The following is a 16,923-nucleotide window of genomic DNA, read 5'->3' on the forward strand; positions in this document are numbered from 1 at the left end:
TCGTGCGGCTTTCGGGTGACGGTGTATCAGGTGTCTAGCTTGTTGCTCAGCACCTTGCCGGTGGTGGCGTCGAAGTCGACGTCAAACTCTTTGCCATCGGCGGTTTTCAGCTCGACTTCGTACTCGTAACCGTTGAAGTGGTTATCCAGGTCGGTGTCGGTGATGGTCGCACCCGGGTGCAGTTTCAGCGCTTCGGCGTTCATCGACTCCAGCGACTTGATCTTGCCTTCCTTCACCAGTTGCGGGATCTGGTCGACGCGGACGTCAGCCTGGGCCAGGCCAGCGGTCAGGGTCAGAGCAGCGGCGGCGAACAGGGCAGTCAAAGTTTTCATCGTTTCGTTCCTTGGGTATCGAATGGGGTTGATCTGTTTCAGTGGGGCCAGACTAACCAGCGCAACTTAATTCACCCTTAATTGGCCTTGTTCGATTGCGTCGTTTGTTCAATTGCCGTTCGCCGCGCGCTCGCATGCTGTGCCTTCGATCAACGGAGGTGCACATGAAACGCAGGGTTGCCGGGTTGTACGCGCCAGTGTTCTGGGGCGGATTCATCGGGTTCGGAGTTTGGGTGTCGGAAGTGTCGACGTTGTGCTTGTTGCCGCTGTTTGTCAGCGCGCTGCTCGTTTCGTTTGTTGCCGAATGGTCGCTGCCCTATGAGCCGGGCTGGAACCATCCGGCCGGTGACCGGCGCCGCGACATCCTGCACGCATTAGTCAACGAAGCACTGAATGCACTGGGCCTGCTGGCATTGCCGGGCCTGGTAACGCTTTTTGCGATTGACGGCGCATGGCCGCGAGAGTGGCCGTTATGGCTGCAGCTGGCGCTGGCGATATTCATTGCCGACGCCGGGATCAGCCTGATGCATTACGCCAGCCACCGCGTGGCGTGGCTATGGCGGCTGCACGCGGTGCATCACAGTGTCGAGCGACTGTATGGTTTCAACGGTTTGATGAAACATCCGCTGCATCAACTACTGGAAGCGACGTCGGGGCTGCTACCGTTGCTGGTGCTGGGCATTCCCTCGCAGATCGCGGCGTTACTGGCGTTTGCCATTGCCATTCAACTGCTCTTGCAGCACTCGAATGTCGATATCCGCATGGGGCCACTGCGCTGGATTTTCGCCTGGGCGCCGCTGCACCGCTTTCATCACATGAAGTACGGGCGGGCCGGGGACGTCAATTTCGGGCTGTTTTTTACGCTGTGGGACTGGCTGTTGGGCACCGGTTTCTACACCCCGGACTATCAGATCCGCCAGGGTGATCTGGGAATCGGCAGCCGCCCGGATTTTCCCCGTGACTACGCCGCGCAATTGCTTGATCCGTTCGCGACGGTCACGTTGAGTCGCGAGCCAGTGGTGCCACCAGCGTTGCGCCGTTGAGTCAGTCCAGCAGCTGTAAATCGATACGCCGCAACGCTTGACACGCGGTGACGCCGAAGAGTTTTTTCACGCTGCGCGAGAAGTGCGCCGAATCGGCAAACCCCGCCGAATGTGCCGCAGCGGTCACTGGGCTGCCCAGCAGAATCGCCGCCATCGCCAGGCGCAAGCGGCGCCACAGCACCAGTCGGCGCACCGGCAGACCGACCTGACTGACGAACAGCCGCTGCAACTGACTCAGCGACACATGTGCGGCGTCAGCCACGGCGCGCGCCGCGACTTTGTCGATCAGCGAAGCATCGATGGCAGCCAGTGCGCGTTCGATGCGTGGATCGCTCAACGAGCGGCGCGGACATTGGCGTATCGCGCGATCAAGTGCGGGCAGCGACAGTTCGGCGGCAGACAGTCGATCGACAAGCGTCTGCGCATCAAACAGCAGCGGTTCGGCGTAAACGGTAAACAGCGGATCCGGCGCGTCGACAATCGCGTGGCGCACATTGGAAGCAATCAGCAGCGGGGAGGCGGTGACAGGCGTGCCGTCCAGCAGCACGGTGGCCGGACGCTCGGGAGCGAGGATGATCTGGTGGGCGTAGTGGGAATGGGGCGCGGTGCGCCCCGACACTCCGTGGATCAGGCCATAGTCGTGCCCCAGCCAGAGGCGGCCTGTCCACTCGGTGTGCGTGTTCACTCAGAACCCGTTGTTCTTCAACACCTGATCAACACTGGCCGCCGCCGGGCGCTTGTAGAACTTCAACAGTTCGCTGGCGCGGTTGGTGAAGATGCCGTCGACACCCGCCGCCATGACTTTCTCGAAGTCCACCGGCTCATCGACGGTGTAGACGTGCACCAGCATGCCCTGATCGTGGGTGTATTTGTTCATCCACGGTTGCACCAGATCCGAATAGCTCTGGTCGCCGCCCTTGGTCAGCTTGGCCGAAGGGCCGGTGCCGATGGCGCCCTGCGACTTGGCGAAATCAACCCATTGTTTGAATTCGGCTTCGGACTTCGGCTCTTGCTTGCCGTAGAACACGTTCTTGTCCTTCTCGCCGGACTCGGCAAAGGTCACTTTCGACTTCGGCTCGATGCTGCCTTCGCCAACCCACAGCAGGAGGATTTTCGGCACTTGCGGCATTTCCTTTTGCAGCAGTTCGAGGCTGTTTTTCTCGAAGGTTTGCAGGATCACTTTGCCTTTACCCTGGCCAACGCCGAGTTCGCTCTTGGCCAGTTTCGAACCGGCCGGGCTCAGCCAGCCGCGATCCTGCAGCTTCTCTTTGAGGTCATGCTCGATGCCGGGAAACAGCTGCGGCTCCTTTGTTTCGATGTACAGGCCCGGCTTGTGCTGCGGGTTGGCCTGGGCGATGTCGATGATTTCGTCGAGGGTCAGGATCTTCAGGCCGGCGTAGGTCGGACGCGCGCGATCCGGGTAGGCCTTGTTGTACCAGCTGCCGGCGTCGAGGGTTTTCAGTTCGGCCATGGTGAAGGCATTGGCCGGGCTGTCTTTGCGCTCAGGGAACTTGCTGGCGACATCCGTGGTGCGTTGCAGGTTGTTGTCGTGCAGCGCGAACAACACGCCGTCCTTGCTGCGTTGCAGGTCCATTTCCAGGTAATCGGCGCCGAGGTCGCGGGCCAGTTTGTAGGACGCCGCGGTGGACTCCGGTGCATCGAAGGATGCACCACGGTGGGCGATCACGGCTGGATGCGGGATGCCATGGGCGGCGGCCAGCGCGTCGATGTTGGTCTGGGCGGCGGCGTGGGCCTGGCCGAAACCGAGCATCAGGCTCAGCATGAGAGCGCTTTTGGTGAAAGTGGCGGGCATGTTCGAGTTCCTTTCGCAGGGCATTTTCAAAGACGTACCTTTTAACAACTGAATCGATTGCGTGCTATCGCCAGACCGACATAAACGTATTAAAAGCGATTTTTCCTGCACTTTTGTGGCGCGGTTTGCAGTACGCTTGCCCGTGGCAGACGCCCCGGCAGAGGGCGGGCCGAGTCTGTTGCCCTGCGTGTAAACCATCGATGATTTTTCGTGAGGTTTACCATGCGCATCACTTCCCAACTCATCTGTCAGGCCGCCGATGACCTCAAGGGCTTTGTCGGCCTCAACCGCAAGACCGGCCAGTACATCGTGCGTTTCAGCGAGGATTCGTTCGGCATGGACGTTGCGGATGACGGCATCATTCCCACCAGCGAATTTGTCTGGGCGCGGGTTTCGGATACGACCATGACCCTGAAGCGTGAGCTGATCCAGTTGTTGCTGGATCAGAACATTGATGACCGGATCAACATCACCGAACCGTTGCGGGTGTACATGAGCAAGGTTGAGGTGCCGGAGATTGTGGCGGTGCGCAGTCTGGTGAAAGGCTGAAGTTTTGTAGTGGCTGTTGCGGCCTCTTCGCGAGCAAGCCCGCTCCCACATTGGATCTGTGGCGTTCACAAATTCCTGTGGGAGCAGGCTTGCCAGCGATGGGGCCAGTGAGAAAACAACCAAATTCAAAGCCCAAACGCTGTACCTGTGGGAGCGGGCTTGCTCGCGAAGAGGCCAGTCAGCGCGCCGCAATGGTCACTGCCCAAACCGGTATTCCCGCTCCACCCGACACACCCGCGTCTGAAACTTGGAATACCACTCCGCCCGCCCACGCGCCTGAATCACCCGGTGCTCGGGATGCTCGCGCCAGGCCAGAATCGCCGCCTCGCTCTGCCAGTACGAAATGGTGATCCCGACCCCGTCCTCCCCGCGAATCGAATCAATGCCAAGAAACCCCGGTTGCTCGCTGACCAGTTCCATCATGCGCTCGGACGCTGCGGCGTAACCGTTGTCACCCTCGGTGCGGGTCGAGGTGAAAATCACGGCGAAACAGGTTTCGTCCGGCTTCATGGGCGCTGCTCCACGCACGCTTCGACGAACGCCCGCACCAGTGGCGGGATCTGGCCCTTGAGCGCGGCGCGTTCCGGCTGGAATAGCGTGGCGACAAAAAACACATGGTCTTTCAATTCGATCGCCCGCAAGTCGCCCGCCGAATCGTGCCCCACGGCGTGTAGTTGATGAGTCAGCAATTCTCTTTCGAACTGCGGATTCACACCGTAGCGGCAGCGATAGCCTTCATGAATCTCCGACGTTTCGTACGCCTTGGCGATCAACGAACCGGCGACCAGATGAATGCTGTCCACCGCTTCCACCAATGAACAGGTCAATGGCGTGAGCACCGCTCGCTGCGAGTCCGGCGACGTTTCACCATGCTCGGCATCGGCCCAGCCCAGCACGTTGCGGGAAAATTCCAGCACCGCATGCTGAAAACCGCCGCAGGTGCCGAGGAAAGGGCGCTGTTGTTCGCGGGCAAAACGGATGGCCCTGAGTGCGCCAGCTTCACTCTTGTAGGGGCTGGCCGGGACGCACCAGAAACCGTCGAAGTTTTGCAGCGGAGCATCGGCGTGGATCTGCTCGGTGGGCAGCCATTCGAATTGCACATCGCGGCCGCTCTGCTCGGCGATCAGGCCGAGGGCAACGGGGATCGCCTGGTGGGCGGTGACTTGGGGATCGTGATCGCCGATCAGGGCGATGGAAATAGCGTCCATGGGATTTCCTTGATTTGAGTGAGTGATGAATCTCTGTGTGCAGTTGTCGATCACCGGGGCTCACTATAGATTGGCGTTCACGCACTCAATATTGGCGTTTCCCCAAGTGATCAATGCAGCCATGCACTATCGGCTCGACTACCCGGATCTGGCGCTGATCCTCGCTTTGGTGCGTGGCGGCTCTCTGGCCCGGGCGTCGCAGTTGCTCAGGGTCGATGTGTCGACGGTGTTTCGCGCGGTGCGTCGTCTGGAGTCAGCGCTGGGTCAGCAATTGTTCGAAAAGAGCCGCGCCGGTTACCTGCCAACCACCCTCGCGCAGACTTTGGCCGAGCAGGCCGAACGCGCCGAGCAGGCACTGGAAGCGGCGCGGATCGGCGTGGAGCAGGGCGGCGAAGTGGTCAGCGGCACGGTGCGCCTGACCTGTACCGATTCGGTGCTGCAAGGTCTGCTGCTACCGGCGTTGGCGCAGTTCATGCCGAACTATCCGGCGCTGACCATCGAGCTGAGCACCACCAACGATTTCGCCAACCTCAGCCGCCGCGATGCCGACATCGCCCTGCGCCTGACGCGTACGCCGCCGGAGCACCTGGTCGGACGGCAATTGGCGAAGATTTCCTACCGGGTCTGCGCCAGTGCGCGTTACCTGCAAAACGTTGATGCGACGGATCTGGCGGCGCTGACCTGGATTGCTCCGGACGAGTTTTTGCCCGATCACCCGACCGTCGCCTGGCGGCGCCAACAGTTGCCCGGCGTGATCCCGAGTTATCGCTGCAACAGCATGCTTTCGGTCACTGAACTGGTGCGTGCCGGGCTGGGCGTGGCGGCGTTGCCGGACTTTCTGATGACCGAGGGTTTACAGGCCTTGAGCGAACCGCTGCACGGTTATGACACCGCGCTGTGGTTGCTGACCCGCCCGGACTGCCGGGCGTTGCGCTCGGTGGTCACGCTGTTCGATGAACTCGGGCGGGCGCTGCGACTGGCGTGATCAGGGCTGGCGAGTCTGGCAAATGTGTTCGTGCAACTCGCGGGTCAAACCCTCAATGCGTTCGGTCAGGCTTTTGGTCATTTTGGTGAGCTGGGTGTTCTGCTCCAACAACTCGAGCAGTTGCGCAGTGGTCTTCGCCGCCTGCGCCTGACGTTCGGTGTTGGCCTCCGCCAGCGCTTCGCGGTGCTGTGCATCGGCATCCGCTTGCGCTTTGTCGCGCGCGGCCTGACGGGTTTGTGCCAGCAGAATCAACGGTGCGGCATAAGCCGATTGCAGGCTGAACGCGAGGTTCAGAAGAATGAACGGGTAAACGTCGAAGGTGGTGACGCCCGAAACGTTGAGTGCAACCCATAACAGTACGATCAGGGTTTGCGCGCCCAGAAACGTTGGCGTGCCGAAGAATCGCGCGAACGCCTCGGCGCGCAGGGCGAACTTGTCGTTGCCGAAAGTGGTGTTCAAGTGGGCGTGAGTGCGGTGGAAACGCAGATGATCGACTGGGGCAGCAGCGGGCGTGTCAGTTTTTTCTGTGGTCATGATGGGCTCGGCAGGATTTGGGACTGAAGATCACTATAGCCCTGCATCAAGGCTGACGGCCCCTTCGCGAGCAAGCCCGCTCCCACCCTGGAACGCATTTCCCTGTGGGAGCGGGCTTGCTCGCGAAGGCCGCGACTCGGTCTAAAGACTCAGCACCGCGATCACCCGGGCGCCCGCTCATTGGCAAACATGCTCCCACCCTGGAACGCATTTCCCTGTGGGAGCGGGCTTGCTCGCGAAGGCCGCGACTCGGTCTAAAGCCTCAGCACCGCGATCACCCCGGCGCCCGCTCATCGGCAAACATGCTCCCACCCTGGAACGCATTTCCCTGTGGGAGCGGGCTTGCTCGCGAAGGCCGCGACTCGGTCTAAAGCCTCATCACCGCGATCAATCGGGCGCCCGCTCATCGGCAAACATGCTCCCACCTTGGAACGCATTTCCCTGTGGGAGCGGGCTTGCTCGCGAAGGCCGCGACTCGGTCCAAAGCCTCAGCACCGCAATCACCCCGGCGCCCGCTCATTGGCAAACATGCTCCCACCCTGGAACGCATTTCCCTGTGGGAGCGGGCTTGCTCGCGAAGGCCGCGACTCGGTCTAAAGACTCAGCACCGCGATCACCCCGGCGCCCGCTCATTGGCAAACATGCTCACTGCCTGCACCGCTTCACTGGCGCCATCGCGAATCTGCAAAATCACGCTGCCGGCCTGATCCGCCAGTTCAACGCCTTGTGCTGCCCGCCCTCGGGTGTCTTCCATGCTTTTGATCGCCTGGCGGGTTTCGCTCTGGATCAAACCGATCATGTTGGAAATCTCCGCCGTCGAGCCGCTGGTACGCGCCGCCAGTTGCCGCACCTCATCTGCCACCACCGCAAAGCCGCGGCCCTGATCCCCGGCGCGCGCCGCTTCAATGGCGGCATTGAGCGCCAGCAGGTTGGTCTGGTCGGCAATCGCGCGGATCGTGTTGACGATCGCCGTGATCTGCTCCGAGCGCTCGCCGAGTTGCGCGATCAAGGTCGACGACTGCGCGATGTCGTCAGCGATCTCCCGCATTTCACTGGCCGCTTGCTGGATCACCTGGGTGCCTTGCTCGGCGACTTTCCGGGTTTCCACGGAGATGTGATAAGCCGCGCTGGCGCTGCGGGCATCCTGCTCATGTTGCTCGACGCGGGTGGTGACGTCCGTGGCGAATTTCACCACTTTGCACAGGCGCCCGGAGGCGTCGTACACCGGGTTGTAGTTGGCTTCGAGCCAGATCGGCTGCCCCTTGCTGTCCACGCGCTCGAAGGTACCGGACTGGAACTGGCCGTTTTTCAGGCGCGACCACAATTCGGTGTATTGCGCGCTACGGCCAAACTCCGGGGTGCAGAACAAGCGATGAGGCTGGCCGATCACCTGTTCGGCGCGGTAACCCATGGTTTTGAGAAAGTTGTCATTGGCCTTCAACACCACGCCATCGAGGTCGAACTCGATCACCGCCATGGAGCGGTTGATGGCTTCGAGCAGGCCATTCTGTTCGGTGATGGTGTGTTGAAGGTCGTTGAGAGCGGACTGATGGCGATTGAAAAACATGTGAGCAGTACCTGGAAGTAGGGAAAGACGAGGTTTGTGTCCCTGTTTCCGCGCTGGCAGAGCAAATGCCGGATGAACATTTGCCATTAACTGCAAAGTGCCAGCATCCAGGCTGACGCGCCAATCTTATACAAACTAATTAGTCTTGTACAAGAAAGTGCGCACCAACATGTGTAGAGCTTTTTCAAAGGCTGAATTGGCTGGCGTCGTTTGAGCTCGGACGACCCAGCGCCACGCTGATCGTGTTGCGCCCCGTGTGTTTGGCGGTGTACAGCGCCTTGTCGGCGTCATCCAGCCAGGCAATCGCATCGGTGTAGGAAGGCTGAAAGCGCGCCAGGCCGATACTCAGGCTGACCCGCAATTCCGGCACATCGGGATGACGGTACTGGTGCAAGGCCTGGCGCAATTGTTCCATCCGCGCCTCGGCCTTGAGCAGTGGTTGGTCGGGCAGGATCACGCAGAACTCGTCGCCGCCATACCGGCCCGCCGGTTCACCTTCGGCCAGCAGTTTGAGTTCACGGGCCAGATGGCGCAGCACAGCGTCACCAATGATGTGCCCGTAGTTATCGTTGATGGTCTTGAAGTGATCGATGTCGATCAGCGCCAGAATGTCTGGGACGTGCTGCTGCTGGCAGCGCTCGAATTTACTGTGCAGCAGATCTTTCCAGGCGCCGTGATTGAGCAGCCCGGTGAGGCTGTCGGTGCGGCTCAGGGCGCTCAACGCTCGTTTGTGCTGGGCGAGTTTGATCGCCAGTTGATAAGACACCATGCCCAGTGCCAATGGATAAAGGGTGAGCATCGGCAGGCAGGCCCAGACCTGAATCTGCGTCATGGTCAGGCTGAACTTGAAACCGAAAATTGCCCAGCCCAGCAGCACCCCGGCGAACTGGGCGAGTGCACCGAATACGAACAGGCGTCGGCCCCCGGCGGCGACATTGTTCATGGTCATCATCGACAGGATGGTCACGGTGGTCAGCGGGTTGAACTGAAAACACGCGGTCCAGAAGCCGCCGCACAACGAGTCGTACAACAGATTGCGACGTTCGGCGTGGTAGGGAAAGTTCGAGCGGGTCGAAACCTGAAAGGCCAGATGCGGCCAGATAAAACCGTTGAACACCAGCAGCGCCCATAGCCAGGCCGGCATGTGCAGCGGATACAGTGCTGCCGCGACGCTGAAAAAGCCGACGCCCAGACCGATGGCCCTGGGCAAATAGATGCGTCTGGCGAATGACAAGCCTTTGCCGCGTTGGTTTTCCATGATGTCCTGCGCCAGATTCATCCTGAAATACTTTGCAGTGTCTTTTTCAGGCTGACCGTTCGTCGGTCAAATGTCGGACATTGTCATTTATTCCAGCGGGAATAATCAGTGTCCTTCCGAGCCATTTAATCGCGGTGGGTGTAGGAGAGGGGCGGTCTAGAGATGGTAGCGCGCCAGAAACATCTCCATTGCCGACTCGGCCACGGCTTGTTGTGTTGCCGCATCCAGCGGCGCCTGGCCCATGGAAATCTGCGGCCAGAAACCAAACGACTTCAACAGCCCCTGCACCTGCTGCGCGGCGAACTCCGGATCAACGGCTTTGAGCCGACCATCCGCCTGAGCGGCGCGAATCCACACCGTCAAGCCTTCTTCCCGCTCGCCCATGCGCGCCACCATATCCTGCGCGCGCTCCGGAGAATGGATGGTGGCGGCAATCGCCACCCGCGCCAGACCGAGAAAATTGTCATCGGCCATCATCTGCAGTTTAGCCAACAACATCTGCTGCAGTTGCTCGCGCAGCGGCTGATCCGGGCGATAGGTCACGGCCTGTTCGGCAGTGATGCGTGCCCAGAGCTGGTTGAGAATTTCGGCGAACAGTTCTTCTTTGCTCGGGAAATGGTTGTACACCGTGCGCTTCGACACCCCGGCGGTGGCCGCGATCTTGTCCATGCTGGTGATCTCGAACCCGTTGGCACGGAATTCGGCAATCGCCGCCTGAATGATGGCTTCGCGTTTGCGGTCGGTGAGGCGCTTTGGAGCTGTCATAAGTACGCTTCGGCAGAGAAGGGGGGGAATTACACTTGGCAGTTTACTTGTCATCCGGTTTGATGCAACCTAGAAACTACACCGTCCAGTGTAATGTTGCGTTAATCCGCGCAACCTAAAAACCAGACAGTTCGGCTGATGCGTGCGTGCCTTGGCCATTTATCGTCCCACCGTGAAAAACCGTGAATTACGCGGTTTTTCTGGAGTCTCTCAGTCATGGCCAATCCAGAATTCCCAGCGGATCAAACTTCCACGCCTGAAGCCTCTCGCCAGGATCAAGGACTGTTCCGAAACCATGCGCCGGTGCAACGCGAAGGCCTGCGCAAGATGCTGCGGATCATGTGGAACATGATCTTTCACAAGCCACGCAATACTCGTCCCGCCGCTGCGATCCCGGTGCACGCGCTGACGCGTGAAGACTTGCTGGCAGCCCCCAACCACAGCGTCTACCGCCTCGGACACTCGACCTTGCTGCTGAAACTGCGCGACAAATTCTGGATCACCGATCCGGTCTTCGCCGAGCGCGCCTCGCCAGTGCAATGGGCCGGCCCGAAACGCTTTCACCAGCCGCCGATCAGCATCGACCAGTTGCCGCCGATCGAAGCGGTGATCCTGTCGCACAACCACTACGACCACCTCGATTACCAGGCGGTACTGAAACTGGCGGCTAGAACCAATTACTTCCTGACCCCGCTGGGCGTCGGCGATACCCTGATCAAGTGGGGCATCGACGCCGGCAAAGTCCGTCAATACGACTGGTGGCAGGGCACTGAAATTGCCGGTATCCGCTTCGTCGCCACCCCGTCGCAGCATTTCTCCGGCCGTGGCCTGTTCGACGGCAACAGCACCCTCTGGGCCTCGTGGGTGATGATCGACGGCGACACGCGGATCTTCTTCAGCGGCGACAGCGGCTACTTCGACGGCTTCAAACGCATCGGCGAACAGTACGGCCCGTTCGACCTGACCCTGATGGAAACCGGCGCCTACAACGTCGAATGGCCGCACGTGCACATGCAACCCGAAGAAACCCTGCAGGCCCACATCGACCTCAAGGGCCGTTGGCTGTTTCCGATCCACAACGGCACCTTCGACCTGGCGATGCACGCCTGGCACGAACCGTTTGATCGCATCCTGTCACTGGCCTGGGAACGCAGTGTTGCGATCACCACGCCGCAAATGGGCGAGGCGTTCAACCTGATGCAGCCGCAGCGCGGGAGTGCTTGGTGGTTGGCGGTTGAAGGGGAGGGTGAGGGCGTGGTTCAGAACGCCTGATGAGTTAAAACCGGTTCGCCTCTATAGAGGCGAACCTTATTTTTCGAGATTGTTTTCCGACATCAAGTCCCCATAGCTCACCAACGTGGAAACGTTTATGTCGCGGAATTTCCCCCGGAGAATCTCCTCCAGACTTTCCGGATTCAAACCAAGTCTTTGAGCTACGTCGGCTTTGCTCATGGGAGCTGTTTCGATGAGTGCAGCTAATCGTGTGACATGCCGGACCTTATTTTGCATGTCACCCGCATCCACGCCTTCCAGATCCTTATAAACGCAACCTTTGCTTTCTTCGATTTCACTCAATTTCCGCGTCCTTATTCAGCCATCGCATAATCCCCACGCCCCACTGCATCCGATGGCGCACCCATACTCGCACTGCGACCCGGCGCAAACCCCGGAAAGAACACCAACCCCTGCGCCTCAAATCGATAAGCCAACGCCAGGCGCGCTGCATCCGCCACATCTTGCTGCGCTTCAAACCGCTGAATATCGTCCACCGCAACCTGCGCCTCGCGCGACAGCTGTTCCACGCTCCAGCCCAGCATCGCTCGGGCCTGGACGCAGTGTGTCGGGGTGAACTGGAAAAGGGCAATGCGTTCGAGGATGTGGTTCATCGCAAGAGAGGCCATGGTGTGCTCCGGGCTCAAGAGTGCTGATTGAAAATATACTGTGTTTTTGTACAGTTGTTTTCGGCCGGGATCAAACGCATTTTTTGATTTACCCTAGTTCGCCGCCTCCAACCAGACGGACGGTGCCTGTCCAAGGATGCGCCGAAACATCGCCGAGAACGCCGCCGGGCTCTCATAACCGAAGTCCAGGGCGATTCGCGTCACCGCTTCACCGGCGGCCAACCGCGCCAGTGCCAGCACCACGCAGGCCTGTTGCCGCCATTGGCTGAAGCTCAACCCGGTCTGCTGCCGAAACAGTCTGTTGAAGGTGCGCAAGCTTATGTGCAACTGCTCGGCCCAGTGTTGCGGCGACTGATGGGCGTTCGGCTGAAGCAGAAAGGTCTGACACAAAGCGAGGAGCTTTCCGTCAGTCGGCAGCGGAATGTGCAAGGGCAGGGGCGCACTGCGCGCCAGTTCATGCAGCAGCAGGTCGATCAATACCCCGTCGCGTCCTTCGAGGTCATAAGTCAGCGGCACTTCCACGGCTTCCATCAACAAGTGGCGCATCAACGGTGAAACGCTGATCACCTGACAACGCTGGCCCAAATCCACCGCCCCCGGCTCGATGTACAAACTGCGCGTACTCACGCCGAGCATCAGCACTTCATGCGCCACTCCCGGCGGAATCCACACCGCCCGTTGCGGCGGCACTACCCAGTTGCCGTCATGAGTACGAACCTGCATCACCCCGGTCGCGCCGTACAGCAATTGCGCCCGCCGGTGCGTATGAAATGGCAACAGATGGCCGTGGGAATAATCCGTACCGATCGCCACCACCGGGCGCGGAGTGTCATCCAACTGACTGATCGAAATATTGCGCATCGAGGGCGTCCCGGTGATTGGCGTAAACGCAAACATTATTGGCTGAGTTGCTGAAGCAGGCCAAGCCGCGTCGCTCTATCGTCGACCGCTCCCCACCACCGGAAGACGCGCCATGTTCTACCTACTGCTGACTCTCTTCGGCTGCCTGACCGGCGTCACCGCCGTCCTGTTCGGCTTCGGCGGCGGCTTCGTCGTCGTGCCGCTGCTCTACCGCGTGCTCAGCGCCAGCCACGGCGCCGACGACCCCATCGGCCAATCGGCCATGCACATCGCCGTCGCCACTTCGACCTGCGTGATGATCGTCAACGCACTGATCGCCACCGACAAACACCGCCGGGCCGGCAACCTGATCCGCCAATACCTGTGGCCGCTCGGCGGCTTCATCGCCCTCGGCGCGATCATCGGTGCGATCGCCGCGGTGTGGGTCAGCGGCGAGGTCATCCGCTACGCCTTCATCGCCTACCTCGGCGTGACCATCATCGACTGCCTGCTCAGACGCGGCTTCCTCACCCGCAGCGAAGGCGTCATCCCACGCCGACTCCGCAGTACAGAGACATCCGGCGGCGGTGTAGGCATCGGCGCCATCGCCACGTTCCTCGGTGTAGGAGGAAGCGTCATGACCGTGCCGCTCCTGCGCCGCTGCGGACTGAGCATGTCCCAGGCCACGTCCATGGCGAATCCGCTGAGCGTGCCGGTGGCAGTGGCCGGGACGCTGACGTACATGGCACTGGCCGGTTTCAGCGAGACGGATCTGGGCGCATGGTTTGTCGGGTATGTGGATTTGCTGGCGTTTGCGGTGCTGACGCTGGGGTCATTGGTCGGGATTCGCTTGGCCACGCCGTGGATCGGGCGGATACCGGATCGGGTGCATGCTTGGGTGTATATCGGTCTGTTAATCGTCGTGATGCTGGGCATGCTGCTCAAGTAGAGCCTCGATTCCTGCGCGCATCCTCTGCATACTTCGCAGCCTCATTCATTCAGGGATCGATCCATGCTCAAGGGACTGCTGCGCCTGGCGCCATACGCTGCGGCGCTGTTCACACTGATTTCCACCATCACCCATGCCGAAGATGGCCGGCGCGTGTTCACCGGTACGCTGGGCAAGATGCCGGTTGTGGTGGAGCTCAACACCACGCGGCAGGACGAAGTCACCGGCCGCTACTTCTACGAGAAGTATCACCGCGACCTGGAACTCAGCGGCTCGCTGCAGGACAGCACGTTGAACCTTGTTGAAGGCAACAACCGCTATGGCGACGACAAACCGCTGCCAACCCTGGAGTTGAAATCCACCGCCAATGGCTGGCAGGGCGAATGGCAAAACCCCAAGGGCAAGAAGCTGCCGGTGCAACTGACCGAAGCCAAACTTCCTGCGCCGAGCGCAACTACGCTGCCCTTTATTGCCACTTTGCCGAAGAGCGATCCCTACGAGTATTTGCGCTTGCAGGGACTCAAGCTCAAACCGGAGAAGAAAGAAAACTTCATGGGCTACGACCTGCAATGGTGGACGGAGCCTGAGTCAAAGATATCGTTGTTCAGTGTCGAGTCCGGCTATACGAAAGAAGAGCAGCAGCGGATTAATAACCACCTGCTCGGACGGCTCTGGACTGAAGTCATCGACTATCACCGCTGCATGATGGATGGCGGGGAATATGCCGAGTTCGATCAAGGGGCTGCCCCGAAGTTTCTCTCGCCGGACGTGGTCAGCCTGGACATTTCCACCGGTTACAGCTGCGGCGGTGCCCACCCGGATTTCGGCAGTTCGCCAATCAACCTCGACGTCCACACCGGCGAATTGTTGAAACTCAAAGATGTACTGTGGATTGGTGAACCCAATAGCGCAGCCACCGAATACGATCAGATGAAAGTCATGGCGCCGTGGCTGGTCAAACAGTTCACCACGCTCTATCCCGAAGAGATGAAGAAGCCCGCGGAAGATGACGGCAGTTGCGATTACACCGATGAAAGCGTCTGGGGTTATTCCAACTGGCACTTCACGCCGAAGGGGATTTACCTGGGCGCTTACTTCGCCCGTTACCAACGTAACTGCGACAACCCCGATTGGTCAGTGCTGCCGTACTCGCTGGTCAACCAGCACCGTGGTGCAGCCAAACTGCAGTTGCCCAAAGGTTAACCATCACGCCAACCCCGGCGCTTCCCGCATAATGAAGTGATCCAGGTTCTCGATGTTGGCACTGAACACCCCGAACGTCTGTTCGGGGTTCTTCTTGCTCGGCACCTGCTTCAACTCCGGCATCACACCGTAAAAGAAACAGAACAACTCCTTATCACTCTCGATCGCATGCTTGATCTCTTCCAGAAACGCCTTGCGCTTGCGGTAGTTGTCGATCAACTTCTTGCTCAAGTAAACGTTCACCGAATACGGCTTCTTCTTCGCCTCATCCGCCTGCTTGAACCAGACCTTCTGCTCGAAATCGATGCGAAAACTCTGGGTGTAATCCTTGATCTCCTTGATCCTGCCCCAGTAAATCAGCCCCTTGTTGTCCGTCAGATACTCGATCTTCTTGAAGAACGAGCCATAAGGCGCCGTGTGCTCACCGATCTTCAACGGCATGCGCTTGAGCAACTCCTTGTCGGCGAAGTTCGACACAAAACACTCCACTGGATGCGCAAACACACTGGTCTTGTCCGGCGCCGTCTCACGCCCCGGCGACTCCCCGGAACTCACCTGCGCCACCCGCACCGGATCATCCCGCAACACATCCGCCGCCCCCGCAGGCACAGCTGGCTTGCGCACATACTCACGCCGCGTCAGCAACAACTCCGACGGAAAATGCTCCTCCCGCCCGTCATCCACCTCGCCATCCGCCGCCTCAACTCCCGACGCCGACGACTTCAAACTCACATACGGACAACCCGCCACATGCTGCGTACCGGGCAGGTTCTTGAAGTGCGGCGTGCGCACGTAATTCACGTTCTTCGCGTTAAACGTGCCCAACTCGTTGGAAGCCTCGAACGCCGAACGACAGGCATCGTTGGGGCACTGGAAGTGCTCCTTCGCAGAATCGAACGCCACCGTCTCGTCGAAATTGAGATCGCGAACGTCATAGATCGACAACTTGTCGTCGAGGCTGAGGCAGTAGGCGAGATCGAATTTCATGGCAGGGCTCGGATCCTTGAGTGGGGGAGGGGTATTAATAGCGGGAGGCGCGGCGGGTTGCACTGATTGTTTTCAGGATGATGCAAAATCTGTGGGAGTGAGCATGCTGGCGATTCCAGGCATCAATCCAGATTTCAATCCACTGCGGGCAGCACATCACCCCTGTGGCGAGGGAGCTTGCTCCCGATGGGCTGCGAAGCAGCCCCAAGAACAACAAATACGGTTAGGCAGATAAACCGCGATTATTCCTTTTCAAGCCTTCCAACGTTGTCATACAGCCAAGCAGTGAAAGCCTCTCTGTCGTCCGAATGGTGGCAGCGTTGGTGACAGTTGGGACACAACGCCACGACATTTGAAGGCTGGTCTGTTCCCTCTTGCGACATATGCTTGACGTGATGAACTTCCAGAAACGGGTTTCCATTTTTCTTAAATGGCGCTTCTTCGCCACAACCTTCGCACTTCCCATTCGCCTCCTGACGAACCCAGCCCCTCAACTCGGGATCACGAAAGTAAACCTTTCTGGTGGACGTCGTTTGGAGAGGTGTCTTTATACCTTTGGGGACATAGTCAAATTGCTTCCGCTCAAATTTGGCCGCGCGTTGGTCCAGCAATGCTTCGTCCGCAGCTGGCTCAGAATCTTCACGCGTCAGAACAGTAGAAGCATCAAGCGCCTTACGGATGCTGCGCGCGACATTTGCCCCAACATTCTTGGCAGGCTTGTAGCCTTCAATACGCTCTCTATCCATCTCGACCAACACGGTAGAAATGTTCTGCATCCGGAACTCGACAGAGCCTTTAGTCCGACCGGCTAGCGGGCCTTCACGCAAGATTCGATTTTCCTCAGTTTTGACGAATTTCTGACCACTTTGCTCGAGCGCAAGCATCTTGAGATAGGCATCGACCGCCGCCTGAATCTCTGCGTCATTCCAATCGCTGCTGCTTTTTTCCGTGTCCATAGCATTGCCGAGGGTTGAAATCCCTCGGACGAT

Annotated in this window: 20 protein-coding genes and 1 pseudogene; 6 read left to right on the forward strand and 15 right to left on the reverse strand. The window is 59.5% G+C overall.

Translation table 11 applies throughout. The features are described 5' to 3' along the window. Positions 1-26 precede the first annotated feature (26 nt). Complete coding sequence (locus JFU48_RS14465; RefSeq protein ID WP_201136797.1) at positions 27-332, reverse strand: PepSY domain-containing protein; 306 nt, start codon at positions 330-332, stop codon at positions 27-29. A 164-nt stretch (positions 333-496) separates the two neighbouring features. Here JFU48_RS14465 and JFU48_RS14470 point away from each other — a divergent pair, with 164 nt between their 5' ends. Beyond that, on the forward strand, positions 497-1,375 hold the full coding sequence (locus JFU48_RS14470; RefSeq protein WP_103486054.1) for a sterol desaturase family protein: 879 nt from the start codon (positions 497-499) through the stop codon (positions 1,373-1,375). 1 nt (position 1,376) lies between these two features. On the opposite strand, the gene JFU48_RS14475 is transcribed toward JFU48_RS14470, so the two are convergent. Both JFU48_RS14475 and JFU48_RS14480 read right to left on the reverse strand, forming a co-directional pair. After that, positions 1,377-2,060, reverse strand: coding sequence for a helix-turn-helix domain-containing protein (locus tag JFU48_RS14475; protein ID WP_003227335.1), 684 nt, complete (start codon positions 2,058-2,060; stop codon positions 1,377-1,379). Beyond that, positions 2,061-3,188 carry a glycerophosphodiester phosphodiesterase gene (locus tag JFU48_RS14480; protein WP_201136798.1) on the reverse strand — a complete coding sequence of 376 codons (1,128 nt, stop codon included), beginning with the start codon at positions 3,186-3,188 and terminating at the stop codon, positions 2,061-2,063. A gap of 222 nt (positions 3,189-3,410) precedes the next feature. Here JFU48_RS14480 and JFU48_RS14485 point away from each other — a divergent pair, with 222 nt between their 5' ends. Further along, the gene (locus tag JFU48_RS14485; RefSeq protein WP_003227331.1) at positions 3,411-3,737 is read left to right on the forward strand and encodes a DUF2025 family protein; all 327 of its coding nucleotides are present in this window, start codon (positions 3,411-3,413) and stop codon (positions 3,735-3,737) included. Positions 3,738-3,932: 195 nt separating this feature from the next. On the opposite strand, the gene JFU48_RS14490 is transcribed toward JFU48_RS14485, so the two are convergent. Next, complete coding sequence (locus JFU48_RS14490; RefSeq protein WP_003227328.1) at positions 3,933-4,247, reverse strand: antibiotic biosynthesis monooxygenase family protein; 315 nt, start codon at positions 4,245-4,247, stop codon at positions 3,933-3,935. Further along, positions 4,244-4,945: a CTP synthase C-terminal region-related (seleno)protein gene (locus JFU48_RS14495; RefSeq protein WP_201136799.1), complete on the reverse strand. Its 702-nt coding sequence runs from the start codon at positions 4,943-4,945 to the stop codon at positions 4,244-4,246. Before JFU48_RS14495 ends, JFU48_RS14490 begins: the two co-directional genes overlap by 4 nt. 43 nt (positions 4,946-4,988) lie before the next feature. Between JFU48_RS14495 and JFU48_RS14500 the strand changes: the two genes are divergently transcribed. Next, positions 4,989-5,930, forward strand: a complete 942-nt coding sequence (locus JFU48_RS14500) for a LysR family transcriptional regulator (protein WP_201137089.1) — start codon at positions 4,989-4,991, stop codon at positions 5,928-5,930. Here the strand turns inward: JFU48_RS14500 and JFU48_RS14505 are convergent, their stop codons facing one another. The 5 genes and pseudogenes from JFU48_RS14505 to JFU48_RS14520 all read right to left on the reverse strand — a co-directional run bounded on the left by JFU48_RS14505 (position 5,931) and on the right by JFU48_RS14520 (position 10,054). After that, complete coding sequence (locus JFU48_RS14505) at positions 5,931-6,464, reverse strand: DUF1003 domain-containing protein (RefSeq protein WP_201136800.1); 534 nt, start codon at positions 6,462-6,464, stop codon at positions 5,931-5,933. It abuts the gene before it with no gap. Between the two features lie 613 nt (positions 6,465-7,077). Continuing rightward, positions 7,078-7,572 carry a methyl-accepting chemotaxis protein gene (locus tag JFU48_RS30585; RefSeq protein WP_446739776.1) on the reverse strand — a complete coding sequence of 165 codons (495 nt, stop codon included), beginning with the start codon at positions 7,570-7,572 and terminating at the stop codon, positions 7,078-7,080. Between the two features lie 51 nt (positions 7,573-7,623). Beyond that, a pseudogene (locus tag JFU48_RS30590) lies at positions 7,624-8,118 on the reverse strand (PAS domain-containing protein); the annotation flags it as partial. A 97-nt stretch (positions 8,119-8,215) separates the two neighbouring features. Continuing rightward, a complete protein-coding gene (locus tag JFU48_RS14515; protein WP_201137090.1) occupies positions 8,216-9,289 on the reverse strand; it encodes a diguanylate cyclase in 1,074 nt (357 codons plus the stop codon). Positions 9,290-9,445: 156 nt separating this feature from the next. Further along, a complete protein-coding gene (locus JFU48_RS14520) occupies positions 9,446-10,054 on the reverse strand; it encodes a TetR/AcrR family transcriptional regulator (protein ID WP_103520091.1) in 609 nt (202 codons plus the stop codon). Positions 10,055-10,270: 216 nt separating this feature from the next. On the opposite strand from JFU48_RS14520, the gene JFU48_RS14525 reads away from it, so the two are divergent. After that, positions 10,271-11,326 (forward strand): MBL fold metallo-hydrolase, encoded by a 1,056-nt coding sequence (locus JFU48_RS14525; protein ID WP_201136802.1) that lies wholly within the window; start codon positions 10,271-10,273, stop codon positions 11,324-11,326. A gap of 36 nt (positions 11,327-11,362) precedes the next feature. On the opposite strand, the gene JFU48_RS14530 is transcribed toward JFU48_RS14525, so the two are convergent. The 3 genes from JFU48_RS14530 to JFU48_RS14540 form a co-directional block, all read right to left on the reverse strand. Then, positions 11,363-11,629, reverse strand: a complete 267-nt coding sequence (locus JFU48_RS14530; protein ID WP_201136803.1) for an XRE family transcriptional regulator — start codon at positions 11,627-11,629, stop codon at positions 11,363-11,365. A gap of 11 nt (positions 11,630-11,640) precedes the next feature. Then, positions 11,641-11,955 carry a hypothetical protein gene (locus tag JFU48_RS14535; protein WP_086794665.1) on the reverse strand — a complete coding sequence of 105 codons (315 nt, stop codon included), beginning with the start codon at positions 11,953-11,955 and terminating at the stop codon, positions 11,641-11,643. Positions 11,956-12,048: 93 nt separating this feature from the next. Continuing rightward, positions 12,049-12,816 carry an AraC family transcriptional regulator gene (locus JFU48_RS14540; RefSeq protein ID WP_201136804.1) on the reverse strand — a complete coding sequence of 256 codons (768 nt, stop codon included), beginning with the start codon at positions 12,814-12,816 and terminating at the stop codon, positions 12,049-12,051. Positions 12,817-12,928: 112 nt separating this feature from the next. Here JFU48_RS14540 and JFU48_RS14545 point away from each other — a divergent pair, with 112 nt between their 5' ends. Both JFU48_RS14545 and JFU48_RS14550 read left to right on the forward strand, forming a co-directional pair. Beyond that, on the forward strand, positions 12,929-13,744 hold the full coding sequence (locus tag JFU48_RS14545) for a sulfite exporter TauE/SafE family protein (RefSeq protein ID WP_201136805.1): 816 nt from the start codon (positions 12,929-12,931) through the stop codon (positions 13,742-13,744). A 63-nt stretch (positions 13,745-13,807) separates the two neighbouring features. Beyond that, a complete protein-coding gene (locus JFU48_RS14550; protein WP_201136806.1) occupies positions 13,808-14,947 on the forward strand; it encodes a hypothetical protein in 1,140 nt (379 codons plus the stop codon). 3 nt (positions 14,948-14,950) lie between these two features. On the opposite strand, the gene JFU48_RS14555 is transcribed toward JFU48_RS14550, so the two are convergent. Beyond that, a complete protein-coding gene (locus tag JFU48_RS14555; RefSeq protein ID WP_201136807.1) occupies positions 14,951-15,934 on the reverse strand; it encodes a hypothetical protein in 984 nt (327 codons plus the stop codon). A gap of 242 nt (positions 15,935-16,176) precedes the next feature. Continuing rightward, complete coding sequence (locus JFU48_RS14560) at positions 16,177-16,890, reverse strand: HNH endonuclease (RefSeq protein WP_201136808.1); 714 nt, start codon at positions 16,888-16,890, stop codon at positions 16,177-16,179. Between the last annotated feature and the right edge of the window lie 33 nt (positions 16,891-16,923).

It is taken from the genome of Pseudomonas sp. TH49, assembly GCF_016650625.1.
Taxonomy (GTDB): domain Bacteria; phylum Pseudomonadota; class Gammaproteobacteria; order Pseudomonadales; family Pseudomonadaceae; genus Aquipseudomonas; species Aquipseudomonas fluorescens_H.